This is a genomic window from Candidatus Dormiibacterota bacterium (genome assembly GCA_035532035.1).
GTDB lineage: Bacteria > Vulcanimicrobiota > Vulcanimicrobiia > Vulcanimicrobiales > Vulcanimicrobiaceae > Tyrphobacter.
Genome location: DATKRS010000009.1, coordinates 1 through 26990 on the forward strand (window position 1 = coordinate 1; position 26990 = coordinate 26990).

Annotated in this window: 22 protein-coding genes and 1 pseudogene; 8 read left to right on the plus strand and 15 right to left on the minus strand. The window is 63.5% G+C overall.

The window, feature by feature from the left end:
* Window positions 1-112: 112 nt before the first annotated feature.
* Window positions 113-1180 carry an alpha/beta hydrolase gene (locus VMV82_02795; GenBank protein ID HUY40476.1) on the minus strand — a complete coding sequence of 356 codons (1068 nt, stop codon included), beginning with the start codon at window positions 1178-1180 and terminating at the stop codon, window positions 113-115.
* A 107-nt stretch (window positions 1181-1287) separates the two neighbouring features.
* Between VMV82_02795 and VMV82_02800 the strand changes: the two genes are divergently transcribed.
* Window positions 1288-1683, plus strand: a complete 396-nt coding sequence (locus VMV82_02800; GenBank protein HUY40477.1) for a transposase — start codon at window positions 1288-1290, stop codon at window positions 1681-1683.
* Between the two features lie 260 nt (window positions 1684-1943).
* On the opposite strand, the gene VMV82_02805 is transcribed toward VMV82_02800, so the two are convergent.
* On the minus strand, window positions 1944-2984 hold the full coding sequence (locus tag VMV82_02805; protein ID HUY40478.1) for a hypothetical protein: 1041 nt from the start codon (window positions 2982-2984) through the stop codon (window positions 1944-1946).
* Window positions 2985-3265: 281 nt separating this feature from the next.
* Here VMV82_02805 and VMV82_02810 point away from each other — a divergent pair.
* From VMV82_02810 to VMV82_02830, 5 genes and pseudogenes are all read left to right on the plus strand, one after another.
* Window positions 3266-3763 (plus strand): annotated as a pseudogene (locus tag VMV82_02810) (aldo/keto reductase).
* A gap of 25 nt (window positions 3764-3788) precedes the next feature.
* Window positions 3789-4961, plus strand: coding sequence for a hypothetical protein (locus VMV82_02815; GenBank protein HUY40479.1), 1173 nt, complete (start codon window positions 3789-3791; stop codon window positions 4959-4961).
* Window positions 4962-5110: 149 nt separating this feature from the next.
* Window positions 5111-5623 (plus strand): hypothetical protein, encoded by a 513-nt coding sequence (locus VMV82_02820; GenBank protein HUY40480.1) that lies wholly within the window; start codon window positions 5111-5113, stop codon window positions 5621-5623.
* A 324-nt stretch (window positions 5624-5947) separates the two neighbouring features.
* Window positions 5948-6136, plus strand: a complete 189-nt coding sequence (locus VMV82_02825; GenBank protein HUY40481.1) for a hypothetical protein — start codon at window positions 5948-5950, stop codon at window positions 6134-6136.
* A 279-nt stretch (window positions 6137-6415) separates the two neighbouring features.
* Window positions 6416-7156 (plus strand): hypothetical protein, encoded by a 741-nt coding sequence (locus VMV82_02830; GenBank protein HUY40482.1) that lies wholly within the window; start codon window positions 6416-6418, stop codon window positions 7154-7156.
* A gap of 382 nt (window positions 7157-7538) precedes the next feature.
* Here the strand turns inward: VMV82_02830 and secA are convergent, their stop codons facing one another.
* From secA to VMV82_02870, 8 genes are all read right to left on the minus strand, one after another.
* Window positions 7539-10154 (minus strand): preprotein translocase subunit SecA, encoded by a 2616-nt coding sequence (secA, locus tag VMV82_02835; protein HUY40483.1) that lies wholly within the window; start codon window positions 10152-10154, stop codon window positions 7539-7541.
* Between the two features lie 6 nt (window positions 10155-10160).
* A complete protein-coding gene (locus tag VMV82_02840; GenBank protein HUY40484.1) occupies window positions 10161-12413 on the minus strand; it encodes an ATP-binding protein in 2253 nt (750 codons plus the stop codon).
* A gap of 24 nt (window positions 12414-12437) precedes the next feature.
* Window positions 12438-13601, minus strand: a complete 1164-nt coding sequence (locus VMV82_02845) for a hypothetical protein (protein ID HUY40485.1) — start codon at window positions 13599-13601, stop codon at window positions 12438-12440.
* Window positions 13602-13797: 196 nt separating this feature from the next.
* Window positions 13798-14613, minus strand: coding sequence for a polysaccharide deacetylase family protein (locus tag VMV82_02850; GenBank protein HUY40486.1), 816 nt, complete (start codon window positions 14611-14613; stop codon window positions 13798-13800).
* Window positions 14610-15968, minus strand: coding sequence for an LCP family protein (locus tag VMV82_02855; GenBank protein ID HUY40487.1), 1359 nt, complete (start codon window positions 15966-15968; stop codon window positions 14610-14612). Before VMV82_02855 ends, VMV82_02850 begins: the two co-directional genes overlap by 4 nt.
* Window positions 15961-17373: a 30S ribosomal protein S12 methylthiotransferase RimO gene (gene rimO, locus VMV82_02860; protein ID HUY40488.1), complete on the minus strand. Its 1413-nt coding sequence runs from the start codon at window positions 17371-17373 to the stop codon at window positions 15961-15963. The genes VMV82_02855 and rimO overlap by 8 nt, the downstream gene beginning before the upstream one ends.
* 130 nt (window positions 17374-17503) lie before the next feature.
* On the minus strand, window positions 17504-17995 hold the full coding sequence (locus VMV82_02865) for a YajQ family cyclic di-GMP-binding protein (protein ID HUY40489.1): 492 nt from the start codon (window positions 17993-17995) through the stop codon (window positions 17504-17506).
* Window positions 17996-18781, minus strand: a complete 786-nt coding sequence (locus tag VMV82_02870; protein HUY40490.1) for a RodZ domain-containing protein — start codon at window positions 18779-18781, stop codon at window positions 17996-17998.
* 45 nt (window positions 18782-18826) lie between these two features.
* On the opposite strand from VMV82_02870, the gene mnmA reads away from it, so the two are divergent.
* Together mnmA and VMV82_02880 are read left to right on the plus strand one after the other, a co-directional pair.
* On the plus strand, window positions 18827-19897 hold the full coding sequence (gene mnmA, locus VMV82_02875; GenBank protein HUY40491.1) for a tRNA 2-thiouridine(34) synthase MnmA: 1071 nt from the start codon (window positions 18827-18829) through the stop codon (window positions 19895-19897).
* Between the two features lie 5 nt (window positions 19898-19902).
* A complete protein-coding gene (locus VMV82_02880) occupies window positions 19903-21057 on the plus strand; it encodes a serpin family protein (protein ID HUY40492.1) in 1155 nt (384 codons plus the stop codon).
* A gap of 39 nt (window positions 21058-21096) precedes the next feature.
* Here the strand turns inward: VMV82_02880 and mqnC are convergent, their stop codons facing one another.
* From mqnC to VMV82_02905, 5 genes are read right to left on the minus strand one after another with little or no spacing between them, the layout of a single operon-like run.
* Entirely contained in the window at window positions 21097-22179 is a 1083-nt protein-coding gene (gene mqnC / locus VMV82_02885; GenBank protein HUY40493.1) for a cyclic dehypoxanthinyl futalosine synthase, read from the minus strand.
* Window positions 22166-23005, minus strand: a complete 840-nt coding sequence (locus VMV82_02890; protein HUY40494.1) for a menaquinone biosynthesis protein — start codon at window positions 23003-23005, stop codon at window positions 22166-22168. The genes mqnC and VMV82_02890 overlap by 14 nt, the downstream gene beginning before the upstream one ends.
* Window positions 23002-24153, minus strand: coding sequence for a CofH family radical SAM protein (locus VMV82_02895; GenBank protein HUY40495.1), 1152 nt, complete (start codon window positions 24151-24153; stop codon window positions 23002-23004). The genes VMV82_02890 and VMV82_02895 overlap by 4 nt, the downstream gene beginning before the upstream one ends.
* Window positions 24150-24797, minus strand: a complete 648-nt coding sequence (locus VMV82_02900) for a phosphatase PAP2 family protein (GenBank protein ID HUY40496.1) — start codon at window positions 24795-24797, stop codon at window positions 24150-24152. Before VMV82_02900 ends, VMV82_02895 begins: the two co-directional genes overlap by 4 nt.
* On the minus strand, window positions 24763-26985 hold the full coding sequence (locus tag VMV82_02905) for a DNA translocase FtsK (GenBank protein HUY40497.1): 2223 nt from the start codon (window positions 26983-26985) through the stop codon (window positions 24763-24765). Before VMV82_02905 ends, VMV82_02900 begins: the two co-directional genes overlap by 35 nt.
* Between the last annotated feature and the right edge of the window lie 5 nt (window positions 26986-26990).

The following is a 26990-nucleotide window of genomic DNA, read 5'->3' on the forward strand; positions in this document are numbered from 1 at the left end:
CCCGGCTTCAGCTCGATTAAGCTCTCTAGCAGCTTGACTCAAAGCGGTATTCTCTGTGATGTCCGTCGCTCCAGGAGGCGCGGCCTGTTTGCCGGCTAGCCTATGATCGTGGCTAGATCTTCGGTAGGGTCGCGATAAACGCGTTGATATCGCGCAGTACTTCGTCCGTATTCGATATATAAACAAAGTGATCGGCATAGGGGATAACGATGACTTTTGCATTCGGCAGGCCGCGCTTGAAGCCGTTGATCTGTCGTGCATCGTCGGCATTCTCTCTCGCCGTCCGCGCTTTGTCTTGCGCTGTTCTTGCCATACGGTCGACGTCGTGCGGATGCGCGAAGATCGCGAGGATCGGATCGTCAATCGGCCCCTTGAATGATCGCGCTCCGTCGAGTACGGCGATCCCGATCGGCGGCATGGGCGGGCGTCCCGGCGGCGGACTCAGATTCGGTCGCGTGCCACCGCCGTCGTATGCATACCAGTACCCCGCATCGAGATAGACGAGTCCGGCAACCTTTTGCGGATATCGCGTTCCGATGTCGCTCAACTCCTCGCCCGCGATCGAATGACCGATGAGCACAGGCTTCTCGATGTCGAGCGCATTCATGACCGCGAGTACGTCATCTCCCAAACGGTCGACTGAGTAATTCGCGAGCGTAGGCGCGGGTTTGCTCGAGTTTCCGAAGCCGCGACGCGTCATCGAGTACACGTGATAGTGCTGTCTGAGGCCGGGAACGATCGCATAGACGTCGTGCCCCGTGTTTCCGAGGCCGGCGAGGAACAGCACAGGACGGCCCGTGCCGCCCCAGTCGAGCGCTTCGACCGTCACGCCTGGCTGGACTTCGACCATCGTAACTTTTGGCCGAAGAACTGGCCACGAGGCATGTGCGACTCGATGGTAGTTCATCGCGAGCTTCAGCGAGGGCCCTTGGGTGCTACTCCAGCTTCCATCCATCGTCGTATCGTTCGCGTTCAGTCTTGCACGATAGACCCGGTGGTAATCGAGCCACGGCCCGGTGTCCATGTCAAACGTCATCGTCACCGTCGATCCGTTTACCTTGACCTTGTGCGTGACGATGGGCACCTCGCTCTCGTCGATGCTGTGGATCGTCACATCGTAGGTGCCGTCGCTTTTGGTAATGACCATGATGCGGCGTATGTGCCCGGTGGGTCCGTTCATCGTGCCTTCCCACGTTCCGGACATGCCGGCGGGCGGTGAAGCGGCAACTAACAGAAAAGAAAGCAGAGCTATCATGTAGCGCAAGGACGATCCCCCTATTCCCACAATTGGCCGTCCTTTTCGAGCCGCTGCCGGACGATTCCGGTCGTTTTTCCGGGCTCTCGGCAAGCCAAGCCGTCCATTCGGCACGACATGGTCTGGCTAAACGAACGCGCCAGTCGCACCGTGCAAGGCGCGAGCCGCGCGAGCATACGGATTCGCGAGAAGTGGAGTTGCTCTTCATCGAGCCCGGCAAGCCGACGCAGAATGCCTTTATCGAGTCTTTTAACGCTCGCGTTCGCGACGAATTCCTCATTCCCAATCGCTTTCGCACGATCTTCGCCTTCAACGACACCGCAGAAGAGTGGCGCGTCGAGTATAACACCACGCACCCGCATGCCGGTCTTGACGGAAGGACACCCGAGACGTTCCTAGCCCTTTACGAAACTACGCCAACTTCATAAGTTATTGCTGGCTTCATGACGGGACCCATGCCAAGCGCTTTCCTCAATGATCCCAGCCTCAACCCACGCTTGCGAGATGCTGTGCAGCAGCTCTTCAATCAGGCTTCTTGCTAGCTCATCCCGATTGGCTCGCCCCATGCGCGCCACGTTGCACGGCGCTGCGCAGCTGCGCGATCGCTAAGCGCTTAGATCGTTCAGCATTGAGCGCTTAGAGCACGACGACGTGACGGCGATGCTCGGTATTTGGTGACTGCTTCGGCTTACCTCGGGTAGATCGCGAGGTAGTACGGCTCGCTGAGGCCTGAGATGACTGTGGGCGTGCCCGTGTAACTGCCCTTCGTGTAGATCTTCACTTCACTGTTCTCGTAATCCGCAACGAAGAGCCTGCCCTTACTGTCGATCGCGAGCGATTGTATGTACGAGCCGAAGCCGGTGATGGTCGTTGCCGGCGCACTGGTATAGTTCCCCTTCGTATATTCGGTTACTGTACCGATGGTATAATTCGCGACGAAGAGATCGCCGGAAGTGTCGAGTGCGATGGCGTACGGGTCGTCAACACCGTTCGAGATCGTTGCAATGGGTGCGCCCGTGTAGTTGCCCCTCGCATATTCGGTAACAGTGCTGTTGTTTGCGTTGGCAACGAAGAGGTCTCCGGAGGAATCGAGGACGAGCTGCGCGGGGTCGTTCAGTCCATTCGAAATCGTCGCAATCGGAGCGCCGGAATAGCTGCCCTTTGCATACTCGGTCACCGTGCTATTGCTATGGTTTGACACGAAAAGGTCGCCGGACGAGTCCACGGCGAGCCCGAAGTCGGGACCGTCGACGCCGTTGCTGATCGCTACCGGCGCTCCGGTATAGTTGCCAGCAACGTACTCATTAACCGAGCCGTTATCGTTCGCAACGAAGACATCTGAGGAGCTGTCGGTAATGATGACGTCGGGGTTATTGATTCCGTTGGAGATGGTCACGGCGGGAGCGCCCGCATAGTTTCCCTTCGTATACTCCGTCACGGTGCTATTACCATAGTTCGCGACCCAAAGATTGCCCGAGCTATCGACCGTCAAGGGATACGGGCCATTAATGCCGTTCGAGATCGTCGTGGCTGCACCGGTGAACGGCGCGCGATACTCGTTCACCGTGCTATTGCCGTAGTTCGCTACGAACAGCGTGTTTGACGCTGGTACTTCTCCGCCGGGCGGGTTGAATGCCGTGCCGACGCTCTTACACGCGCCGAGCGAAAGAAGCGCGAGGACGACGAGCGCGATGCCTAGCCGAGAAGCGACCATACTAGAAGCGGCCATAACCGAAGGCCTCCTTGCGAGCGGGCGATATCGTTATTATTTTAGTTCCTCCACTCGCTCGCCCCACCTGCCATTGCGGCGGGCGGACGCCTTGCCGAGCCTTTCCACATGAAGAGTCGCGCCAAGTGCTATGCGGAACTCAAGCACGCCTGGCGCGAGGAGGGCGAGGGGACGTGTCTCCAGTCCGACAGTGCCTACGCTCGATACCCAAGCGACGCGCTCGCCCAGTCCTCGCGTGCTCCATCTAGGCCGAGGCCCATGAGCGACGAACAATATCACGCATGAAACGCAAACTTGGAAAGAGCCTGGAAGTATCGGCGTTAGGACTTGGCTGCATGGGTATGAGCGCGAGCTACGGCCCGGCCAGCAACAAGGCAGAGATGATTACCCTCATCCGAGCTGCGGTAGAACGTGGCGTAACCTTCTTCGATACAGCGGAAGTCTACGGTCAGTTCAGCAACGAGCAGCTTGTCGGCGAAGCCCTCGATCCGTTTCGAGGACAGGTAGTGATCGCCACGAAGTTCGGTTTTAATCTCGATCCGAAGACCGGCGAGCGCCTCGGCGGTCTGAATAGTAAGCCGAAGCATATTCGCGAGGTCGCGGAGGCGTCGCGCAAGCGCCTTAGGGTTGACGCGATCGATCTATTCTACCAGCATCGAGTGGACCCGAGTGTGCCGATCGAAGATGTCGCCGGCGCCGTCAGAGGACTAATCGAGCAAGGTAAAGTTAAGCACTTCGGGCTTTCGGAAGCTGCTACGGCGACGATCCGTTGCGCGCACGTACGCCATGGAAGACACCGACTCGATGGCGATCATCGCGAGTAAGCGCGGCGGGCTTGTCGCGTGCCCCGGCGGCCCGTATCACGCGCGCAACGGCTGCGAAGCAATCAAACTACTCTCATGGGATCAGGTCCGCGAGATCGTCGATCGATTCGCGCGGTTGAACCCGTACGATCGCGACGCTGTTCCCGGTTCAGTCCTGAAGATCGAGGACGACAACGTTGATCCGAAGACCAAGAAGCAGCGGCAGCTGTGGTGCTACGCGATCGCGGCCAAGCGTTACGTTCTTTTCCTGCGCGACAAGGACGGCGCGCCAGTGTTGCTTCGGGATAAGATCAATAATGACGAAGATCGCTGGTCGGAACACGGGCTCGGGCATTTGCTCAACCCCACCGACCCGGACACCGATGACCGTGAATGGATTGCGCAAGCGTGGCTGCGCATTCTCCGCAAGGCGCTCAGCTTCAAGACAGGACCGCTGCGCTTCGAGAAGCTCCCCGCGATCGGGCGCGTGAGCGTGAGCAGTCCGTGGGTGATGCGGGCCTTCGCTTCCTTCAACCGCGGTAAGCCCTACGCCAAGCAGATCAAGCCGTTCAACTTCTTGCTCAGTGCGCAGGTGCGCGAGCTTGGCCGTCCGATCGGCGTTGACCCGGAGCGCTTTCACCTGATCGCGCCATACGAGACCGACTCACGAAAATGGCTCGCACTGCCGTGGATCGATGAGTACAGCACCGAGCGTTACCGCATCACGACCTCGCAAGTCCAGAGCCGCAAGACGGCTGCAGTCAAGACCTACGGCGACGTTCTGCGCGCGTACGAGTACCATCCGGAGCTCAAGTGCGCGGGACCGGATGGGAAGCCGTGCACAAAGCAAACCATCGGCCTGCTGAGTCGCAGGCACGTTCGGATCGTGCAGCTTCGGTTCATTGGCAAGGAGTCGAATCTGCTTGAAGAGGTTGAGGAAGGCTCGATCCACGACGCCGGGAGCGTATACACGGAATACCTGGATGCGCAGCGCGAGCGCGAGGCATGGCTGCGAGACATAGTCCCGAAGCTCAAAGCCGTGAGCCTCAAGGAACTGCAAAGCCGCACGGGGCTATCGCTGGCGGCGCTCAAGGCCGCGCGCGCCGGGCGCATGCCGCACCGCAAGAACCGCGACAAGCTCTTGGCCGCGTTAGGCGAGGCCGGGACCAACTAAGTCGAGCGAGGGCGTAGCGCTCGACTGCAGAACCCATGCTGCCCGGAGGTGCGTATGCTTGGCCTCAAGCGTACTGCCTCAGTCTCTTCTCTCGAAATAGCATCCTTCGCGCCATGGGTTGTGGCTGCGAGCTAAGCATGAGGGTTCTGATGCATAAGATTTGGAGTCGCGTGAAAGGGCTTCTACGCTTATCGGACACGATCATCGGGATTATCGCAGGGCTTTTTGGGGTGTACGGCGGGATCAAAGAAACCATAGGGTGGCCAAAAATCATCAGCCGACTAGAAGGCTCGTCCCTTCCCCTCGTGCGGCATGCGGCGGGAGCTTTGTCTCTCATCGTATCAAAGATGCCGCCTCTGTCGTTACCAGTGATCCTGATCGTGCTCGCGATAACTATCGTGGTTTGGATCATTCTCCGTCGTCGCGGTTTTGAGAAAATGGCATTCGAAACATCAAGGGGGTTAGATCGTCTTGGGAATCAGCGCAACGGTGAGAGGGCCATGGCAGCCTATTTTCAGGATTATGATCCAATCGTTATGCAAGAGATCGTACCCAGGCTCTCTGATCCTGCCGATCGCCAGTACATTATGAACCTGCGCTCGAAAATGGCAGAAAAAGGTGACATCCAGAGACTTGCCGCGCGATTACGAATCGCCATCTGAAGAAGATCGCGATAAGTAGTGTATGCTGGATGATGGTTCACCATAGCAGCGAATCGTCTCGCTCGAGGAGGTCGAGGAAGGCCGTGTCCACGATCCGCAAAGCGTCTGCACCGAGTATCCGCATGCGAGGCGCGAGCGCGAGGCGTGGCTCGAGGTGGTCGCGAGACTCAAGGCCCTGACCAAGAGCCAGTTGCGAGGCCTCGCAGCCCGAATCGGGCTCTCGTCCGGCCCAATCATAGACCAGCACCGTTCCGCCCGCATTCCGGGCCGGTCTATGAGGCGTTCCGGAACAGAACGGGAACGCCGGTGCGCTATCTTCGTGCCATGAGTCGGCGCAAGTACGCCTTCTTGGTCAATCTCTGGTTGGAGACCGAGAGCGAGGAAGCGCCGGGGGCTCGCCGCTGGCGCGGCAGCGTCGAACGTCTCTCGACTCGGCAGCGCCTCTACTTCAACGATCTCACCGAGCTGGTTGCTTTTCTCGCGACCTCGACCGGTAGGCGCGACGTGAACTGAGGGTGAGAAGGGCCGGAACGTTTTGGGAACGGTCGCGTGCTAGGTTGACGCATCGCTAGTTCCTTGGAGAAGGTTCTCATGCGTAAGGGAAATTGCTCGTTCGTCCTGCTTTGCTGAAGGAGTATCCTGAGTATGAAGTGTCTATCGGTTTCGTGCCTTGGGCTTGCCTTGATCGCCCTGGGGTTCTCTGGCTGCCACTCGAGTGGCATCACCCCGAACACACCCACCCCGAGCACACCCCCGCCGCAGACGCTTTTCGTCGCGAACTTCAACGGCACCGTGATGGAGTATGCCCCGCCGTACAGCGGCTCGCCGACAACGACTATCTCGACCGGCGAGCCATGGGCCCTGGCACTCAACTCCTCCGACGATCTCTTCGTCGCGAACTCTCATGCAGCCAACACCGTGACCGAATATGCACCGCCGTACACGGGGGCGCCGATAGCGACCGTCTCCAACGGCGTATGCGCTGCTGAGGGTGTCGCACTCAACTCCTCCGGTGATCTCTTCGTAGGGAACTATTGCAACGGCACCAGCAACGTAACGGAGTACGCACCGCCCTACACCGGAGCGCCGATAGCGACTATCACAAACAGCGTGGGCAGTGCTGAAGGGGTAGCATTCAACTCCTCCGACGACCTCTTCATCGCGAACGATAATAACGTGACGGAGTACGCAGCGCCGTACACCGGAGCGCCGATAGCGACTATCACAAACAGCGTGACCGCTGCTGTAGCCGTGGCGTTCAACTCCTCCGGCGATCTCTTCGTCGCGAACGCTAATACCCCCGGTAACGTGACGGAGTACGCACCGCCGTACACCGGTGCGCCGATAGCGACCATCACCACTGATGTGACCATTCCCTATGGTCTGGCACTCAATTCCTCCGGCGATCTCTTCGTGGCGAACTCTGGCAACGGCACCGTGACGGAGTACGCATCACCGTACACGGGCTCGCCGATAGCGACCATCACGATCAACGGGAGCAGCAGGCTCAAAGGCCTGGCGATAACGAAGTAGCTCGCGGATGTGGTAGGACAGGAGCCGCAGATCTGCTGCTCCTGTCCTACGCCCCGCTAGAAGATACGAGCCGCTCGGATCGAGCGCAAGCAACGGTGACGCCCCTCGCCCCATGCGCGCCACGCTGCGCGACACTGCGATGCCCGCGATCGCTTAGAGATTCGCGCTTAGCGCGTTGCGCCGAGATCGCTTAGCGCCGCACGCCGATCGCGTAGCGCTGTGCGGCCCACGTGACGAACTCGGGGCTTTGCAGGCCTTGATTTAGCACCGCTAAGAGCCCATGCGCCGCAAAGCCTTGCAGCATAAGGCTTTGCGCTCAGAGGCTCGGCGCCGATGGCCCGGGACAGGAGGGCTCGTCTTGGATCGCTTAACTCCTATCCCCTTATGCGGCGGCGCCGTGGCACTTCTTATATTTTTTGCCGCTGCCGCACGGGCATAAATCGTTTCGTCCGACTTTCGGTTGGTCGCGATGCGTCGGCTTCGCCGGCTCGTCGTCGCCACGGTTGGTGTGCATGCGCTGCAGACGCGGGCCGGGAGGCGGCGGCAGCGGCCCCATGGGTGCGCCGACCGGCACCAGCTCCGGAGACGTGCTTTGCGTCGGCGGTAAGGTGAACGGCGGCGGAGGCGGCGCTTGGCCTGCGCCCGGGCCCTGCTCCACCACCACGCGGAAGACGCCTTTGATCGCTTCGTCCGCGATGTTGTTCTTCAGCGACTCGAATATCTCGAAGGCTTCCTTCTCGTATTCGACGCGCGGATCGCGCTGGCCATAGCCACGCAGACCGATGCCGGTTTTGAGATGGTCCATGACATAGAGATGGTCCACCCATTGACGGTCGATGATCGGCAACAGAAGATAGCGCGATTCGATGACGCGCATCAACTCCGGCGTGATCTCGCGCTCCTTCTCTTCGTAGGCCTCAATCGCGGCCGCACGCACCATGCCGCGAATCTCATCGCGGTCTCTCTTCTCGAAGCTCGTCTCCGACAATCGCTTGCGTATGGGGAAGACCGCCTCGAGCGCGTTCAGCAGCTCGGTGAGGTCCCATTCGGCCGGGCTCGCGTTCTCGGGCGCGTTGTGCTCCAGCGCCTCGTCGACTTTCGCCTCGAGCGACTGCAGCATGAAGGCGCGCGTATCGAACGTACCTTCCAATATCGCCCGGCGATCGCCGTAGATCACTTCGCGCTGTTTATTCATCACGTCGTCGTACTCGAGGACGTGTTTGCGAATCTCGTAGTTGTGATTCTCGACCTTGCTCTGCGCGCGTTCGATCGACTTCGTCACGAGGCCCGATTCGATCGGCGCCTCGTCGGTGAAGCCGACGCGCTCCATGATCGCGTTCATGCGCTCGCCGCCGAAGAGCCGCATGACCTCATCTTCCAGCGAAACGTAGAACCGCGACGAGCCGGGGTCGCCTTGGCGCCCCGAGCGTCCGCGCAGCTGGTTGTCGATGCGTCGCGACTCGTGACGCTCCGTGCCGATGATGTGCAGGCCGCCGGCTTGCGGGACGCCGTCGCCGAGCTTGATGTCGGTGCCGCGGCCCGCCATGTTCGTGGCGATCGTCACCTGCCCGGGCTGCCCGGCGTCTTTGATGATCTCCGCCTCTTGCTCGTGGTACTTGGCGTTGAGCACGTTGCACTCGACGCCCTTGCGCCGCAGCATCGCCGCGAGCGTCTCGCTCTTCTCGATCGAGCGCGTCCCGACGAGCACGGGCCGGCCCTTCTGATGCTCGTTCACGATCTCGTCGACGACGGCTTGGAACTTCGCCTTTTCCGACTTGAAGACGATATCTGAGTTATCCTTACGAACCATCGGCATGTTCGTCGGGATGACGACGACGTCGAGCCCGTAGATGTCGCGAAACTCGCGCTCTTCCGTCTTTGCCGTGCCGGTCATGCCGGCGAGGTGATCGTAGAGCCTGAAGAGATTCTGAAACGTAATGGTGGCGAGCGTCTGATCCTCGCCGCGAACCTTGATGCCTTCTTTGGCTTCAATCGCCTGATGGATGCCGTCGGAGTATCGCCGCCCGTACATCAACCGGCCGGTGAACTCATCGACGATGATGATCTCGCCTTCCTTGACGATGTACTGCTGGTCGCGATGAAAGAGATGCCAAGCCTTCAACGCCGCGTTGAGCTGATGGGTGAGCTCGATGTTGCGCTGGTCGTAGAGATTCTGGATGCCGAGCATCTTCTCGACTTTGGCAACGCCGGCTTCCGTGATCGGCACGGCATGAGCCTTTTCGTCGACGGTAAAATCTTCGTCTTTACGCAGACGCGGGACGATCTGGGCGAACTTCTCGTACAGCTCCGTCGCCTCGGTGCTGGGGCCGCTGATGATGAGCGGCGTGCGCGCCTCGTCGATGAGGATCGAATCGACCTCGTCGACGAGCGCGAAGTACAGCTCGCGCTGCACGAGATCCTCGACTTGCCAAGCCATGTTGTCGCGCAGATAATCGAAGCCGACCTCGTTGTTCGTCACGTACGTGACGTCGCAAAGATAGGCCGCACGCCGTTGCGCGGGGTCGAGGTCGTGCTGGATGATGCCGACGCTCAACCCAAGAAACTCGTAGACGGGGCTCATCCACTCGGCGTCGCGCCGGGCAAGGTAGTCGTTGACGGTCACGACGTGAACGCCGCGCCCCTCGAGCGCCCGCGCGTAGACGGGAAGGGTCGCGACGAGGGTCTTGCCTTCGCCGGTCTTCATCTCCGCGATGCGGCCTTCGTAGAGCACCTGGCCACCCATGATCTGGACGTCGAACGGACGCATGCCAAGCGCTCTACGACTCGCCTCGCGAGCGACCGCGAAGACCTCGGGCAGCAGGTCGTCGAGCGTCTCACCCGCTTCGAGGCGGCCGCGGAACTCGGGCGTTTTTGCCCGCAGCTCGTCGTCGGAGAGCGCCTTCATGGGCTCTTCGAAGGTGTTGACGCGCTCGGCCGTACGCCGTAGGCGCGCGACCTCTCGTTCGTTCCCGTCGATCAGGGCCTTGAGAAATGCCATTATCTCTTACTTCAGCTCTTTTTCTACTTCTGCTCGTGCGAGGGGCAAAGCCACCGTAAAGGTCGTCCCCTCATCTTCTATAGACCGCACGCTCACCGTTCCCCGATGCGCGTCGACGATCTTTTTCGAGATGTAGAGGCCCACCCCCGAGCCGGCGATCCCCCGGCGACGGGCGTTGCTCGCCCGGCCGAAACGCGTGAAGAGCGCCGTCAGCTCGTCGCGAGGGATGCCGATTCCACGATCCGTGACGTCGATGCGCGCCTCGTTGCCCTCGGCATGCACGGCAACGTGCACCGGGCCTTCGGAGTACTTCAGCGCGTTTTGCACGACGTTGTCGATGACGTGGCGGAAGCGGTTCCCGTCGCAGCTCACGCTCACCGGCTCCGCAGGCAGCTCGAGCGTGACGCGCGCGCTCTCCCCTGCGACGGCGTGCACGCAACGCGCGACGAACGCACCGAGATCGACGACGTTGCGCGCCAGCGAAAACCCTTCCGACTGCGTCTGTGCGAGAATCAGCGCATCCTCCGAAAGACGCACGAGCCGGTTCGTCTGTTCGAAGATGCGCTTCACTTCATCCACGTCGTGCTCGGCCTCGAGCAAGAGCTCGCAATAGCCGAGGATGACGGTGAGCGGGCCCTTGAAGTCGTGCGCGAGCATCGCGAGCAGGTCGTCCTTGAACTCATTCGACTCGTGCAACGCGCGGTTGGCGCGCTGCATGGCCTCGTACAGATCGAGGTTGCGCAGCGCCAGCGCGAGCAGCGCACCGAGCTCCTGCAGCAAGCGAAGATCGTCACGCGCGAAGCGCACCGGCCGGTTGCTCCCCACGATGAGGAACGCATCGATCGTGTCGCCGGAGAGATCCGACGCAGTACGCGAGAGCGGAATGACGACGTAACCCGGTCCGTCCGTCAAACGCTGCACGCGACGATCGTCGGTCGAGGCCGTCATCGCCGGGCGCTGCGCGCGGTGCGTGAGGTCGAAGCCGCTCGCCGCGAGCGTCCGCTCGATATCCTGTCCGTACATCCCGACGCGCTCGTACGATGCGCCGTCCCAGCGCAGCACGCAGGTGCGGTCGGCGTGCACGAGCGTCGCCGCGAAACGGCACATCACGTCGGCGAGCGGCCGAAGCGCCGTATGGCTGAGAATCGTACGCGCAGCCTCCGCCAGCGTCTCGCGCTCCTGCGCGCGGCGCAGCTCGCGCTCGTACGCGTACGCGTTCGTCAATGCGATCTCGAGATGCGAGCCGAGCGTGCGAAAGAACGTCGCGCGATCCTCGGGTGCCCATTCCGCGAGCCCGGAGTCTGACCGCACGATGAACGCCCCCCACAGCCGCGCCTCGGTTCGCAACGCAACGAGCACGCCGCCCGCTTCGCCGAAGAGCGCACGGCGCGTATCCGCGGGCAGCAGCTCAGCGTCGGATGGGTCTTCCAGGGAGAGCTGCTGCTCCAGGCCGGCGCGCAGAATCGATGCCTCGGGCGTGAAACTGCTCGTCTCTCGCAGGCGTACCGCACGGCGCTCCAGCCTTTCGTCCTCGATCCCGTACGCCGCGCAATCAACGCCGAGCTCGTGCGACACCGTAACGACGAAGACGAGCAAGACCTCGTCCACGTATTGCGTGTCGCGCAGGATGCGCACGACGCGCTCGAGGGTCTCCGCTTGGCGGCGTCGCGCACGCTCCCGTTCGTAGAGCCGCGTGTTCGAGAGCGCGAGGCCTACGTGAAATGCGAGCACGCGCAGTGCGCCGACATCGGAATCGTCCAACGTTCGCCGTTCGTTGAAGACGAGCAGCATCGCGTCTTCGACGCGTCCGTCGACGATGAACGGCATCGCGATCGCGCTGCGCGCTCCGTCGCCGTACGCCGCCGCACGCTCAGGCAGGCGCTCGCGGCGAAGGGTCAAGCCGCTGAAGACCTTGCGCAGATCGCCGTCGATTGCAATTGACGTTGCAAGCGGAGCGCGTGACGTCGCTTCAGCGACGACGAGCGCGCGTGCGTCGGACGCGCCGCGCTCGTAGACGATGCAGCGATCGGCGTCGAACGCCGCGCGCACGCCTTCGGTGATTCCCGCCAGCAGCTCGCGCCGGTCGAGCGACTTGTGCAGCCGCTCGTTGACCATTGCGAGCAGACGACTCTCGCGCGACTGCCGCTCGGCAAGCTCCAGCGCTCCTGCGGTTTCGAGCATGCGCGAACAAACCTCTGCGATTGCCGCCGCTCGTTCTTCGGCGGTGGTCGCAATCGCGAGGCGCGTGAGCGCTGACAATGAATCGATGGGTGCGGGTGCTCCTTACGGAACGAGGCCCAAACCGATCGGTACGCCCGGAGAAGTGTAGGTCCTCGACGGCGCCACGTTGGCGGTTCCGCAGGTCGGTGAGATGCCGGTGAAGACGTACACGACGCCTGCGCCAGCCACCGTGGTATCCGCGACGTAGATGTTTCCGCTCGTGTCCACCGCGACGTCCGTGGGCGCAAAGAGGTTCGTGCTCGTCCCGCTGATCTTACAGGACGGCGGCACGTTCTGCGTGCCGGTCAGCCCTGCCGGAAAGACGAGGATGCTGGGCGGCACCGAGATGCTGCCCTCATCGGATACATAGAGATTGCCGCTCGCGTCGAGCGCGATGCCGCTCGGCTGCGTGAGCCCGGTGAGCCCGCCCGCGAGCGTGAGCGTCGGCGCGAGATTCTCCGGCGTGGGCGTCGGGCTGGGCGTCGGAGATGGTGTGGGCGTCTGTCCCGACGGCGTCGGCGCGGGCGTCGCCGTGGGGGCAGGCGTCGCGGTCGCCACGGGCGTCGGCGTCGGACTCGGAACGACGAATGCTTCGACCGACGCGCCTTGGAGGTTGGTCACGTACGCCGTGTAGCCGTTCACCGCAACGCCACTCGGCACGTTCATTCCCGTGTTCGGTCCGGCGATGATCTGGCCGGGAACGATGCCGCCGGCACCGGCGTCGCCCGTCGCATAAACGAGGAGCTGGCTCTCGAACGGCGATCCCGCCGCTGGATTGACGTTTGCGATGACGACCTGTTTGTTCGTCGCGTCGATGGCGATGCCGCGCGGACGAACGACGCCATCGCTCGCTCCGCGAATAACGCCGATCGGAAGCACGTTTCCGGTTGCCAGCGATTCGATCTCGACGACGCTTGCCGCCTGCGTGCTCGCGTTGTAGTTGGTGACCCAGAGATTGTTGCTTCCGTCGAACGCCAAGTACTGCGGACCGTTGAGCTGGGTACTGCTGCCGCCGATCTGATTGATGGGGCCTTTACCGGTTGCCTCGTTTGCCGCATACATCGAGATGCCGTTCTGCGTGCTGTTCGCCACGTAGAGCGTACCCTTAGGAAAGTTCGGGCCGATGTTCAAGCTAGAGGTCGTTCCCGTGTTGCCGGCGCACGCGGCCACGAGCGCGACCAGACACAGGGCAACCAGCCCATAGGTAAGCTTACGTGGCGTGTTCACGAGGCCTCACGTTCAAGCGAGGGGCCGACTTTCCTTGAAAAGCGGCCGGGCCCGTGCGGTGCAGCCCCCTCCACGCGCCGAAAGCCACGCCAGCCACGATGATTATCAGCACGAGCGCGACGACGATGCGCCTTCGCACGAGACGTCCGCGGCTCGATTCCGTATCGATGATGCTTCGAGGCACTGTGCGGGCGGCTTAGATCGAACGGCGCACGGGATGGTTCACGGCCCCCGCTCCCAGATAGCGCAGCAGCTGCTGCACGGTTACGAATCGGTAGCCCGCTGCACGAAAGGCCTCCACGATCGCAGGCAAGGCCTCGATCGTCGCGAGTTTACCGTTGTGCAGCAGCACGATATCAGGCCGCGTCGCGAAGTGCTCGACGTGAGCCACGATGCGTGCTGAAGGTATGGTGCGCCAATCGCCGCTATCGTCGGTCCAGAGAATCACGTGATAGCCGAGGCGCTGAGCGATGCGAAGCGTCTGCTCGGTGTACCGGCCGTGCGGCGGACGCATCATCCAATTGACGGAGGGGTCGTGCGTGAGGGCCCACAGCACGTCTCGGCCGCGAAGTATCTCGCTGCGCACGACCGCCGGCGTTTCGCGATCGAGATCGGGATGCGAGTACGTGTGATCGCCGATCTCGTTGCCCGCGGTCTCGATGCGCTGCGCCAGCTCCGGCCATTGCTCCGCATCGCGACCGATGAGAAAGAACGTCGCCGGTATGTGGAGATCCCTGAGGCGGTCGAGTAGCAGCGGCGTGAAGATCGGATACGGACCGTCATCGAACGTCAGCGCCACGAGACGGCTGCGCTCGCCAGGAACGATCGCTGGGCGCGAGTGGAGCGCACGATACAAGCGTGGTCCGAGCGCGCCTGAGAACTCTTTGTGGACGTTCATCGTCGGAGTGAGAATGGCTGCGGTACGGTTGCTCACGTGGAAGAACTCGCGCACGCCGAACGCCACCGCCGCGAGCGCGGCGGCCGCGGCAAGCACGAGCACGGCTCGCTTCATTCCGGGCGCGCCAAATCGCGCCCGACGATGATCGTCACGTCGCTCGTCTGCGGCGAAGGAGATGCGCCCGCGTCGACGATGCTCACGTTTTGCCACGGTCCCGGCATGGCTTCGCGTACGCGAGCGCCGGCGAAGAGCACCGCCGAGTGCACCTGGATCTCCGACGTCGGGAGGTTGGTATTTGCTGCGTCGCCGATGTCGCCGATCTGAAATCCGGCCTTGCGCAGGTGCTCGGCGACGCGGTGCGCCGCGCCTTGCACGCCGCTGCCGTTCTCGACGTCAACGCGCAAGGTCGAGGGCGGAATTGCGGCAAGCGCCATCGTGCTCGGCGGTGCGGGCGTCGGCGTCGGCGGCGCGACGAGCATCGTTTGCACGAGCCTCGCCTTCGCGGCGTCGTCGGGAATGAGATCGTCGCCGTCGGCGAGCTGGACATCGCCGGTATACGGCACTTGCGTCGAGTGAAACTCCTTGGGCGTGATGTCGGCGTAGTAGTCGGCGATCGAAAGCATCTCGCTCTGCGTCAGGTTCGTGACGAGGTTTGCGTGAACGATGCCGATGAGCTGCCCCAAATGCAAGAGCGTCGAAAGCTTGTCCCCTTTGAGCTTTTCGAGCACGGCGCGCGCGACTTGCTGCTGGCGCATGATGCGGCATGGGTCGCTGCACCAGTCGTGCCGGAAGCGCGCGTAGCCGACCGCCTGTCCGCCGTTCAGATGCTGCATTCCCGGCTTCAAGTGGATGTGCAGGTGCCCCCACGTGTCGTCGTAGTCGATCGGTCCATTGACGCAGTGGTGCGGCGTCATGAGACAGTCGGAGTTCTTCACGTCCACGTTGACGCCGCCGATCGCATCGATAACTTCGCGCGCCGCGTTGATGCGAAGGACCGCGTAGCGGTCGAAGCCGGGAATGCCCAGGAACCCCGCGACGACGTGCTCGGCTTCCCGTGTGCCGCCGTCCGACTGCGCCTCGTTGATCTTGCGCCGGCTGCCGTCGGGGAACGTCGCGAGCATGTCGCGCGGCACGGAGAGCTCGTAGATGCGATGGTTCGCAAAATCGAAGTTGACCGCCCAGATGACGTCGCTTCGCGATTGCGACGAGAACGGCTGATCGGTCGCGGTGTAATCGTAGTCGAGGCCTTCCACGAGCACGAGCAGGTTCTGCTTGCCGAAGACCTGCTGCGGACTTGGGATGAAGGCGCGCGACAACTCGATGAGCGGATTGTGCCTACCGATGACGATGTAGCCCGTGAGAACCGACGCCAGCCCGACGCAGACGAGCGCAGCGACGATCAGTGCCCGCCGCACGTTGCGCGGCGGCCTGCGGAAGAAACTGTTGCGTACCGCAAGATGCTTATTCACCGACTATCTCCTCCGCACAAACGCGGCCGAGCGAATCGAAGGTTGCATGCCCTTCGATGACGACCTCGACGAACGTGCCCGCGCGCACCTCGCCCGTAAAGTAGATGCCACCGTCGACGCCCGGCGCTTCGCCTTCCGAGCGCCCGTACCAGGCCGACGCGCAACCCAAGCGTTCGCGAAGCGGGCTCCCGGCACGCAACGAGCGCCGCTCCTCTACGAGCACGCGCACGACGCTTCCTACCCGCCGGGCGCGGGCGCGCTCGGACGCCCGACGCTGCGCTTCGCGCAATCGGACGAGGCGCCGCCGCCGCTCGCGTGGCGGAACGCTCTGCGCGAGCGATGCCGCGGGCGTTCCTTCCTCGGCGCTGTACTCGAAGAAGCCGACGCGATCGAGTTGCGCGCGCGCGAGCCACTCCTCCAGGTATGCGACGTGCTCCTCGCGCTCGCCCGGAAAGCCGACGATGAACGTCGAGCGCATCGTGACGCCGGGAATCTTCCGGCGAAACTCTTCTAGAATTTCGAGGTACCGCTCGCCGTTCGACGGCCGGCGCATCGCTCGCAGCATGTCGGGGTGCGCGTGCTGCAGCGGCATGTCCATGTAGTTGCAGACTTTCGGCAATGACGCGATCGCGTCGATGAGTTCTTCGTCGACAGTCGCGGGGTAGAGGTAGAGCAAGCGGATCCATTCGACGCCGTCGATCTCATGCAAGCGTCGCAACAACCGCGCGAGGCCACCGCGGCGGATGCCGCGATCGCGCCCCCACATCGACGTGTCCTGCGCGATGAGAACGAGCTCCTTTGCGCCGCCGCCGGCGAGCGCGCGCGCTTCGGCTAGGATCGAGTCTTCACTGCGACTACGAAAAGCGCCGCGTAGCGCCGGAATGATGCAGAAGGTGCACGGGTGATCGCATCCTTCGGCAATCTTGAGATACGCCGTGGCGCGTGGCGTCGTCACGAGCCGAGGAAGGAACGCGTGCTCGGGCTCCTCCACGTACTCCGTGCGCACCGGCCGGGCGCCGCCGCGTGCTTGCGTCAGGATCTCGGCGATCGACGCGTACGCTCCGGTACCGACGATACCGTCGATCTCCGGGATCAGCTGCGCGAGCTGCTCACCGTAGCGCTGCGCGAGACAGCCGGCGACGATCAACTGCTGACCGGGCCGCTTGCGCTGCGCGTACTCGAGTATGCGCTCGGTGGACTCGGCCTTCGCCGGATCGATGAAGGCGCACGTGTTCACGATGATGGCGTCGGCGCGCTCGCTGTCGGGCTCGATCGCCCAGTCGGCAGCGCCGAGCTTCGCGAGCATCACCTCGCTGTCGACCAAGTTCTTTGCGCAGCCGAGGCTGATGAGGGAAACGCTAAGAGTTTGTCGAGCTTGGGCCATTTCCGGATTCCGGCGCCGCATTTTGTTCGAAGACGAGGCGCGATGAGGGAGCGAAGCCGTAGCTTCGTGACCGATGAGCAACGAAGTATTCGGGCAAAAGGCGACCCGGAGACGGGAATGCGCCTACGTCCGACAGACTCCTAGGCATGCGTTAGCGATAGTTGACGAACTGCAGCGGCAGCTCGAAATCCATCGTCGAGAGCGTGGCGATGACGCGCTGGAGATCGTCCTTGCTCTTGCCCGACACGCGAATCTGCTCGTCTTGATACTGCACGGTGACCTTCGCCTTGAGTCCCTTGATCTTCTCGACGAGCTCTCTCCCTTTGTCTTTGGGAATGCCCGAGCGCAGCGTGATAACCCGGCGCACGGTGCCGCTCGCAGCCGGCTCCAGTGCGCCGACTTCAAAGGCTTTGATGTCGACGCCGCGCTTGACCGCTTTTGACTGAATGATATCGACGACGTTGCGCATCTTCATTTCGTCGTCCGAGACGACGGTGATCGACTTCGCATCGTTTTCGATCGTCGTTTTCGAGTTCTTGAAATCGAAGCGGTTCGCGATCTCGCGGCGCGCTTGATTTAGGGCATTGTCTAACTCTTGCCCGTCGACTCGTGAAACCACGTCAAATGAGGATTCGCTCGGCATCTATGAGGCAAAACTCCGCTCGACGACTTGTCCGGCCGCACCCATCTTCCCGAGGTCTTGCCCATCGAGCACCAGGTCGGCAGCCCCTGCGTTCCCGACGCGAACGTCGATGTTCCTTCCGGTGAACGTCTTGACGGTGCCGGCCGCGAAGGTTCCTTCGCTCGCCACGGCGCCGTCGACGGCGACCTCGATCCAGCATAACCCCGTTAGGCGCAGCGTGACGACGTGGGCACCGGATGCAAGTGGGCCGGCACTCGGTGGCGCGCTGCCGCTCGGTGGCGCGCTGCCGCTCGGTAGCGCGCTCGGTGAGAGGCTCGGCATCGCCGCTGCAGCAGCCGGCAGCGGCGAGGCGGGCGGCAGCGGCGAGGCCGTCGCCAAGAAAGCAACCGGCGACGGCTTCGGAAGCGTCAGCTCGTTGTACACCACGAACGCGATGAGAATGACGGCGACCAGCGACGCGATCCAGATCAGCGGCGAGAGCTGCAGGCCGCGGTGCCCGCCGGCGCGCTCGATGTCCGCGAGATCGCCCCGCGCCGGCACGATGGCCCCGCGCTCGCCCTCTCCGAGATTGAACGCTGCGACGGCCTCCTCGGCATCGAGCCCGAGGAAGCGCGCGTACGTGCGCAAGAAGCCGCGAATGTAGATCGGGGCACCGATCTCGCTCCAGGCTTCGTTCTCGATCGCGGCAAGATAGACGGCACGAATCCGAATCTGTTCGGCAACCTCAGCGATAGCGAGGCCGCGGGCTTCCCTCGCGGCACGAAATCGCTGACCGAGCGCCGGCATCGTCTCTTCTGTTATACTCGGTGCAATGTTATCCTGGTGCAGCAAATGAGCAAGCAGCGCGTCGTCGCGGCGATGAGCGGCGGCGTCGACTCCGCGGTCGCAGCCGGCCTTTTGGTGGAATCGGGCTACGACGTCGTGGGCGTGACGATGAAGATGTACGAGCCCACGCGGCCCGCGCATGCGAAAAGCTGTTGCGGCGTCGACGACTTCGACGACGCGCGCGCGAGCGCCGCGGCATTGGGGATTCCGCATTACGTCCTCGATTTCAAGGAGGCGTTCCGTCGCGGGGTCGTCGCGCGTTTCGTCGACGACTACGTGCACGGGCGCACGCCGAACCCGTGCGTCTCGTGCAACAACTACGTGAAGCTTGGAACGCTCGCGCGCTACGCCCGGCAGCTCGGCGCGGCACACGTTGCAACCGGGCACTACGCGCGCCTCGAGCATCGCGTCGACGGCCCGCATCTCTTCCGCAACGCGCACGAAAAGGACCAGGCGTATGCGCTCGCGCAGGTGTCGCCCGAGCAGCTTTCGATGCTGCTTCTGCCGCTCGGAGAGCTCGATAAGCCGGCGACGCGGGCGCACGCGCGCAGGCTGGGCCTACCGGTGCACGACAAACGAGAGTCGCAAGACATCTGCTTCGTCGAAGGCGGCGACTACCGCGATCTGCTCGCACGCTTGAACCCCGGCATTGATCGCCGCGGCGACGTCGTGAACGCGGGCGGAGATCGCGTGGGAACGCACGCCGGCGTCGCGCGCTACACGATCGGCCAGCGCGCCCGAATTGCCGATGCAGGCAGCGCGCGATACGTCACGCGCATCGACGCGGCGTCGAACACGATAACGATCGGGCGGGAGGAAGAGCTGCTCTCCGGCGCGCTCGTCGCCCGCGAGGTCAGCCTCATACGGCCGGAGCGTTTGCGCGAGCGGCAGACACCGGTCCGCGCGATGATCCGCTATCGCGCCGCCCCGGTCGCGGCCCAGGCAAGCATAGACGGCGACCGGCTCGAACTCGCCTTCGAGGCGCCGCAGCGAGCCGTCGCGCCCGGGCAGCTCGTCGCGCTCCTGGACTGCGGCACTGACGAAGTGCTGGGAGGCGCAACGATCGCCGCGAAGTAGACGGCATGAAGCGCTTGCTCGTCCTCACGGCCGCCGTGTGCTGCCTCGGTGCCGCCGCCCCCGCCAACTACAACGCCTTCGGTATTGCCGTGCTCCAACGGCTCGCGGGGCAATCGCACGCCGAAAATGTCTTCCTATCGCCGGTGAGCCTCGGCATCGCCTTGGCGATGGCCGCCGACGGCGCTGCGGGAAGCACCCGTACGGCGATTCTGCACGCGCTCGCATTGCGCGCTACGGACGTCGCGCCGGCGAATGCGGCGCTTATCGCCTCGCTCGAATCGAATTCCGACGCCCGCGTCGGCATCGCGAACGCGATCTGGCTGCGGCAGGATATCCCGCCGAGCTCGCGTTACGTCGCATTGCTTCGACGCGGCTATCGAGCCGAGGCGCGAGCCGTGCACTTCGGCGACCCGTCGGCCGCGCAGGCCATCAATGCGTGGACGCGCGCGCATACCCTCGGGTTGATCGACCACATCGTCGACAGCACGAGCCCGATGGATTTCGCCTACCTCACGAATGCACTCGCCTTCAAAGCCGACTGGACGGCACCGTTCGATCGCGGCGAGACGAGCCGCCAGCCGTTCACCGATGCAGACGGCACGAAGCACGACGTGCAGATGATGATGCAACGCGCAACGTTTCGAACCGCCGATCTGCCGACGTTTCGCGTCCTGCGCCTTCCCTACGGTAAGAACGGCGGCTACGCAGCGTACATTCTTCTGCCGAACGGCAAGGACGCCGCGGCGCTCGTGCGCGGCCTCAGCGCCTCGGCCTTCGATCACGCGCTTCGCGCGCTGCGCGCCGAAGACGTTCGCGTCGGGCTACCGCGCTTCACCGCGGAGTACCAAGCGCAGCTCGAGCCGCTCCTAGAAGCGATGGGCATGGGCGTCGCCTTCAGTCGCAATGCCGACTTCTCGCCGATGCATCCACCGGCCGGTACGATTCGCCTCGGAAGCGTCGTTCACAAGACCTACGTGCGCGTGGACGAGCAAGGAACCACGGCGGCTGCGGCGACGTCCGTCGAGATGCGGATGACGTCGGTCATGATGCCTCCGGCGCGCACGTTCATCGTCGACCACCCGTTCGTGATGGCGCTGCGCGACGAGCGCACCGGCGCGCTCCTCTTCATCGGCGTCATCAACACGGTGCCTCACACGTAAGCGGCCGGAGACGGGAATGCGCCTAAGTCCGACAGGACCCTAGGCCGTGGCGAGCGCGTAGTCGGAGCGGATGTTCCAGTACGTGTCGCGGATCGCCGGAACGAAGCCGGCCTCGCGGATGGCTTCCTCTAGATCGCGGCGCGACGCTTCGTTGGTGTTCCCTGCGTCGTGCACGACTTGCTCTTCGATGATCGTGCCGCCCATGTCGTCGCAGCCGTAGAAGAGCGCGAGCTGCCCCATCTTCAAGCCCGGCGTCAGCCACGACGCCTGCAGGTGCGGCACGTTGTCGAGGTAGAGTCGCGAGATCGCAAGGACGCGCAAGTACTCCAGACCCGTTGCTTCCTTGCCGCGCAGCGGCGTCTTGAACGGGATGTAATACCACGGAATGAAGGCGGTGAAGCCCTGCATCTCGTCTTGAAGTTCGCGCACGACGTGGAGGTGCTCGATGCGCTCTTCCGCGGTTTCGATCGAACCGAACATCATCGTCGCGGTCGTCGGCATTCCGAGACGTTGCGCCTCGCGCATGACGCCGAGCCATTCCTCCGGTTTCACCTTGCGTGCCGAAATACGCTTGCGAACGCGCTCGACGAGGATCTCCGCCCCCGCGCCGGGGAGCGACTTCATGCCCGCAGCTTTCAAGCGGCGAAGAATCTCGGGAACCGGCATCTCTTCGATTCGCGCCAAGCCCACGATCTCCGAGACCGAGAGCGAGTGGAGATCCACGTGCGGAAACTCGGCCCGCACGCGCGCGAAGAGTTGCTCGAACCACGCGATGCGCAGCTCAGGGTTGACGCCGCCTTGAATCATGATCTGCGTCGCACCTTGGTCCGCGGCGTGCCGCACGCGCGCGATCACCTCGTCGTGCGACATCGTGTAGCCTTCGTTGTGATGCTCGGGTCGAAAGAAGGCGCAGAAGGTGCAGTGCACGTTGCAGACGTTGGTGTAGTTCACGGTCGTGTCGATGACGTACGTCACGACATTCGAGGGATGGAGCTGCATGCGCCGCGCGTGCGCTGCGGCGCCGAGCGCGTGAAGGTCGGCGTCGTGGTAGAGCGCGACGCCTTCGTCGAAGCTCAAGCGCCCGCCGGACGCCGCGCGGTCTAGCAGATCATGCAGGGACACCGATCGCCTCCGGAAAGACGGGCGGCATATGCTCGATGGCGCCGATCGCAAGCAGCTCGCGGCAGAATGCCTCCAAGCCGCACTGCGCTGCAAAATGGAACGTGAAGTTCAGCTTGCCGTAATACTCCTCGTAGAAGCCCGTCGGGCGCGGGTAGGCACGCTGCGCCTGCGCGAGCACGAACTCCATGTGCGAACGCGACCACGTGTACGCATCGGTCAATGCGTGCATGCAGTCGCGCACGCCTTGCGGCTCGCGATCGTAGACGTCGCGGCGCGCCGCCCAAACCGCAAAGACCGTCTGCTGCCGCGTCCACTCGTGCCAGAGGCTGCCCAGGTCGTATACGTTCTCCCGCGGCAGCGAGAGCAGCGCGTCGATCGCCCGATCGCCGATGAGCAGCGCGGGGCACCCATTTGCCGCGTCCGCCAAGGGGTCGGCGCTCTCTTCGTACGCCGGATGCACGCCGAATCGGCGTTCGAGTAGGACGCGCAGGAGGTTCGCGCCGCTGGCCGACTCGCGCGTCACGGCGATGCGCGCGCCGTCGAGCTGCTCGAGCGGCCGCTGCGAGACGAGAACCACCGATACGACCTCGTCGCGCGCGCCGATGCAGAGATCGGGCAACAGGACGAGCTCGCCGGCGTGCCGCGCCCATGCGAACGCCGAAATAGGGCTCACGTCGAGCTCTCCGGCGAGCAGCATGGCATTCAAACGCGCCGGCACGTCCGCATGCAGCGTGCCCGGATACGGAATCGCCCCCGCGTCGAACGCGGCGTAGATCGGAAGGTCGTTCGTGTAGCAGATGCGTCCGCAGCGTAGCGTCATCGTCATCCAGCGCCGACGGGCACTGCCGCGTCGAAGGACGGAGGGGCCCAGTCCCACGCGAACTCGTCGTACGTGGTGTTGCGACGCACGGGCACGTAGCCTGCGTCTTCGATGAGACGGCGAAACTCGCGGTCGTCGACGTGCTGGCCGGACTGCGTCCCTGCCGCGTGATAGATCATCTCTTCGTCGGTCGAACCGTGCGTGCCGTCCATGTCGTCGGCGCCGAACTGCAGCGCGACCTGGCAGACCTTCAGACCCTGGATCATCCAATACGCCTTGATGTGATCGAAGTTGTCGAGCATCAGGCGCGCGACCGCAAAGGTGCGGACGTCGTCGAGGCCGCTCGTCCAGCCGCAATCGCTCATCTCGTTGCCGTCGGGATGGAACGCCAGCGGAATGAAGGCATTGTATCCCGGCGAGCGTTCTTGCGATGCGCGTAGGCGCAGCAAATGGTCGACGCGATCTTCGAGCGACTCGATGTGGCCGTAGAGCATCGTCGCGTTGCTCGCGACGCCTTGAGAATGGAGCTCCTCGTGAATCGCGAGCCAGTTGTCGCTATTGACCTTGTTCGGGCAGATCTTTGCGCGCGTCGCCTCGGCGAAGATCTCCGCGCCGCCGCCGTTGACGTTGTCGAGCCCGGCTTCTTTGAGCTTCGCGACGATGGCGGGGTAGGAGAGGCGATGGCGCTTGGCCATGTAGTCGATCTCGGCCGCAGTGAAGAGCGAAAGCTGCACGTGCGGCGCGGCTTCCTTGAAGCGACGCATGAGCGGCAGCCAGTAATCGAGCGAGAGCTGGCGCGGATCGTGGCCGCCGACGATGTGGACTTGGTTGAAGTTCGTTCCCGTCTCGAAGGTCCTTGCGAAGACTTCTTCGGCCGGCATGCGCACCACGCGCTCGCGCTCCTTGAACTCGTCGGCGGCGAACGAGCAAAACTTGCATCCGGCGTAGCAGACGTTCGTCGAGTTGACGTAGCGGTTGAGAACGTAGAAGACCTTCTTGCCGCTCTTGCGCTCTTTCTGTTTGCGCGCCAGACGCCCGAGCGCATGGAGATCGGGCGCGCGATAGAGCGCAAGGCCGTCGGCGAGAGAGAGCGGAGCGCCGGCATCGAGCTTTGCTTCGATCTCGAAAAGCGCCGGATCGGTCGAGCGGGTCATGCTCGCCCCTTTCTCGTCCGCGCGAGGATTTCCGGCCACGCCGCCGCTCCGGCGGCGAGCAACGTCAGGCCGAGCAGGACGCCGCCGGCGACGTCGGTCACGTAGTGCGCCCCGAGCGCCAGCCGCGACCAGTAGATCGCCAGGACGACGATTAGCACCAGGATGCAGACGGCGCTGCGCGAGGGCGCCGTGAAGCCGCGAGCGATCAGCCACGCCCAGAGCGCGTAGAACGCGGTTGCGATCGTCGCGTGCGCACTCGGATACGAGAACGAGGTTTCATGAAATATCACCCAGTCGAGGCGCCGCGGGCGCGCGAAGACGTGCTGGAGGAAGTCCGCGGCGCGCCATGCGAGAAGCAGCATGACGAGGCTGAAGAGTATGCGCCCGCGCCACGAGGGTAAAAGCCACGCCGCGATCAACAGCGCGAGCGCAAGCGATGCGAGAACGTAGAAGCGCCCGAGCTGCGTGATCCACCACGCAAGGATAGCGCCGTGATCTACGACGGCGCGATCGAACGCCCATACCGCAGTCGGCTCGCCGTAATGGTCGACGCCAAGCCCCAGTGCGATACACGCGGCAAACGAAATCGCCGCAGCGATGACGTACGCGCTACGATTCGACGGCGAAGAGGTCTTGCTGTCCACCCTCACCTTTTCCGACGCGCAGCGCGAGCTGTTCGATCTCCGCATAGCCCATCACGATCTTACGCGGCTTGGTTCCCTCGTGCGGCCCGACGACGCCGAGCTCTTCGAGCTGCTTCATGATACGAACGGCTCGAGGGTGGCCGATCGAGAGGTGCGATTGCAGCTGCGCGGTCGAGGCATACTGCGTCTCGACGATGAAGCGCGCCGCGTCGTACCACAGTGAGTCGAGGTCCTTGCGCGCGCGTTCCTCGTCGTCGGCGAGCGGAACGACGTCGACGTCGACGAGGTTCTCCGGTTGCGCTTGGCGAGCCCAGAAGTCGACGAGCCGGTGAATCTCGGCACCCGTTACGAGCGCACCTTGCGCACGCACGGGTTTCGGCGCGTCGATCGGAAGATAGAGCATGTCGCCGCGGCCCAAAAGCCGCTCCGCACCGTTCATGTCGAGAATGACGCGCGAATCGACCTGCGAGCTGACCGCGAAGGCGATGCGCGAGGGTATGTTCGCCTTGATCAAGCCGGTGATCACGTCCGCCGACGGGCGCTGCGTCGCGACGATGAGGTGAATGCCGGTCGCGCGTGCGAGCTGCGCGAGGCGCATGATCGTCGTCTCCACCTTTGCCGGCGCGATGAGCATGAGGTCCGCAAGCTCGTCGATGACGATGACGACGTACGGAAGCTTCTCGTCGGGAAACTTTGCGTTGTACTCTTCGATCTTGCGCACGCTCGCCTTGGCAAAGCGCTCGTAGCGCGCCTCCATCTCCTTGATCATCTCGAGCAACGCGCCCGCGGCGAGGCGCGGATCCGTGATGACGTCCTTGATGAGATGCGGGATCCCGTTGTATACGGGCAGCTCGACGCGCTTTGGATCGATCATGAGCATCTGCACTTGGTCCGGCGTCGCGCTGACGAGGAGGGACGCGATGATCGTGTTCAGACACACGGACTTGCCCGCGCCGGTCGCGCCCGCGACCAGGAGATGCGGCATCTTCGCCAGGTCGCCGAAGACCGGCCGTCCGGTGATGTCTTTGCCGAGTGCCATCCAGAGCGGCGGGACTTGGCCGCGATTCGGCAGCGCGTCGAGGATCTCGCGCACCGTCACGACGGAGACGGTTTGATTCGGAACCTCGATCCCGACGGCGGACTTACCAGGAATCGGAGCCTCGATGCGGACCGAGGTTGCGGCAAGCGCGAGGGCGAGATCGTCGGCAAGCGCCGCGATGCGCGAGATCTTCACGCCGCGCTCCGGACGCAGCTCGTAGCGCGTTACCGAGGGGCCGCGCTGCGAATGCACGACCTTCGCACCGACGCCGAACGACGCGAGCGTGTCTTCCAGCAGATGGGCGCGATCGACGTCGTCGTTCGATTGCGCGAGCGGAGCATCGAAAATTGCCAGGTCCGGAAGATGGTACGCGCGTTGCCCGCCCGAGGATTCGTACTCTCCGACGACGGCCTCGGCCGGCGGCGCCGGAGCCGTTAGCTGCGGCCTCGGCGCGACGTACCGCTGCAGCGGCACCGGAACGGCGACGCGCTTGGCGGGAGCGCCTTCTTCGACGGCATCGCGCTCGTCGAAAACCTCGGTCTTTCCCGTCGTGACGCGGTTGCTCGTGCGCTCGGGAAGCGAGAAGGCCTCGCGCACGTTCGCGTGGCCTGGCGGAAGGTGAAGATCGAGCTTGGGCAACTTCGGCAGACGCACGAGTTTGACGTTGCCGCCGAGGATCACGATCCAACCGATGATCTTCTTCAACGACGTGTTCGTCACGTAGAGCGTCAGCGCGATAGCGATGACGCCGAGCACGACCCACGCGCCCACCGACCCGACCAGCGCGCGCAACGTGCTCCAGATCGTCGTTCCGATCTCGCCGCCGGCCCGCGCGCCACGCGAGCCGAGGATCGCATCGAGCATCAGGAAGTAGGCAAAGGCGGCGCTTGCGAATCCCACGATGAGACGCGGCACGTTGATTTCCAGAAAGACGATGCCGCCGAGCGCGAAGATCAGCACGGGAAAGAACGGCGAAGCGTCGCCGAGCAGCCGCCGCAGCATCAGCTCCGTCGCGCGGCCGACGTGTCCCGCATACTGCGGGATCGCGAGCGCGACGGCAAAGAGGACGGCCAGGCCGATGGCGACAATCCCGACGATCTCGAGATTGAGGCCCTTCCTCGCACGGCTCTTCCGGCGTACGCGTGCCATCGAGA

Coding starts and splice junctions, on each gene's coding strand:
- VMV82_02795 (HUY40476.1), bottom strand. CDS start 1,180: ATGAACGGACCCACCGGGCACATACGCCGCATCATGGTCATTACCAAA.
- VMV82_02805 (HUY40478.1), bottom strand. CDS start 2,984: ATGGCCGCTTCTAGTATGGTCGCTTCTCGGCTAGGCATCGCGCTCGTC.
- VMV82_02815 (HUY40479.1), top strand. CDS start 3,789: ATGGCGATCATCGCGAGTAAGCGCGGCGGGCTTGTCGCGTGCCCCGGC.
- VMV82_02820 (HUY40480.1), top strand. CDS start 5,111: ATGCATAAGATTTGGAGTCGCGTGAAAGGGCTTCTACGCTTATCGGAC.
- VMV82_02825 (HUY40481.1), top strand. CDS start 5,948: ATGAGTCGGCGCAAGTACGCCTTCTTGGTCAATCTCTGGTTGGAGACC.
- secA (HUY40483.1), bottom strand. CDS start 10,154: ATGGCATTTCTCAAGGCCCTGATCGACGGGAACGAACGAGAGGTCGCG.
- VMV82_02850 (HUY40486.1), bottom strand. CDS start 14,613: ATGAAGCGAGCCGTGCTCGTGCTTGCCGCGGCCGCCGCGCTCGCGGCG.
- rimO (HUY40488.1), bottom strand. CDS start 17,373: ATGCGGCGCCGGAATCCGGAAATGGCCCAAGCTCGACAAACTCTTAGC.
- VMV82_02865 (HUY40489.1), bottom strand. CDS start 17,995: ATGCCGAGCGAATCCTCATTTGACGTGGTTTCACGAGTCGACGGGCAA.
- VMV82_02870 (HUY40490.1), bottom strand. CDS start 18,781: ATGCCGGCGCTCGGTCAGCGATTTCGTGCCGCGAGGGAAGCCCGCGGC.
- mnmA (HUY40491.1), top strand. CDS start 18,827: ATGAGCAAGCAGCGCGTCGTCGCGGCGATGAGCGGCGGCGTCGACTCC.
- VMV82_02880 (HUY40492.1), top strand. CDS start 19,903: ATGAAGCGCTTGCTCGTCCTCACGGCCGCCGTGTGCTGCCTCGGTGCC.
- VMV82_02890 (HUY40494.1), bottom strand. CDS start 23,005: ATGACGATGACGCTACGCTGCGGACGCATCTGCTACACGAACGACCTT.
- VMV82_02895 (HUY40495.1), bottom strand. CDS start 24,153: ATGACCCGCTCGACCGATCCGGCGCTTTTCGAGATCGAAGCAAAGCTC.
- VMV82_02905 (HUY40497.1), bottom strand. CDS start 26,985: ATGGCACGCGTACGCCGGAAGAGCCGTGCGAGGAAGGGCCTCAATCTC.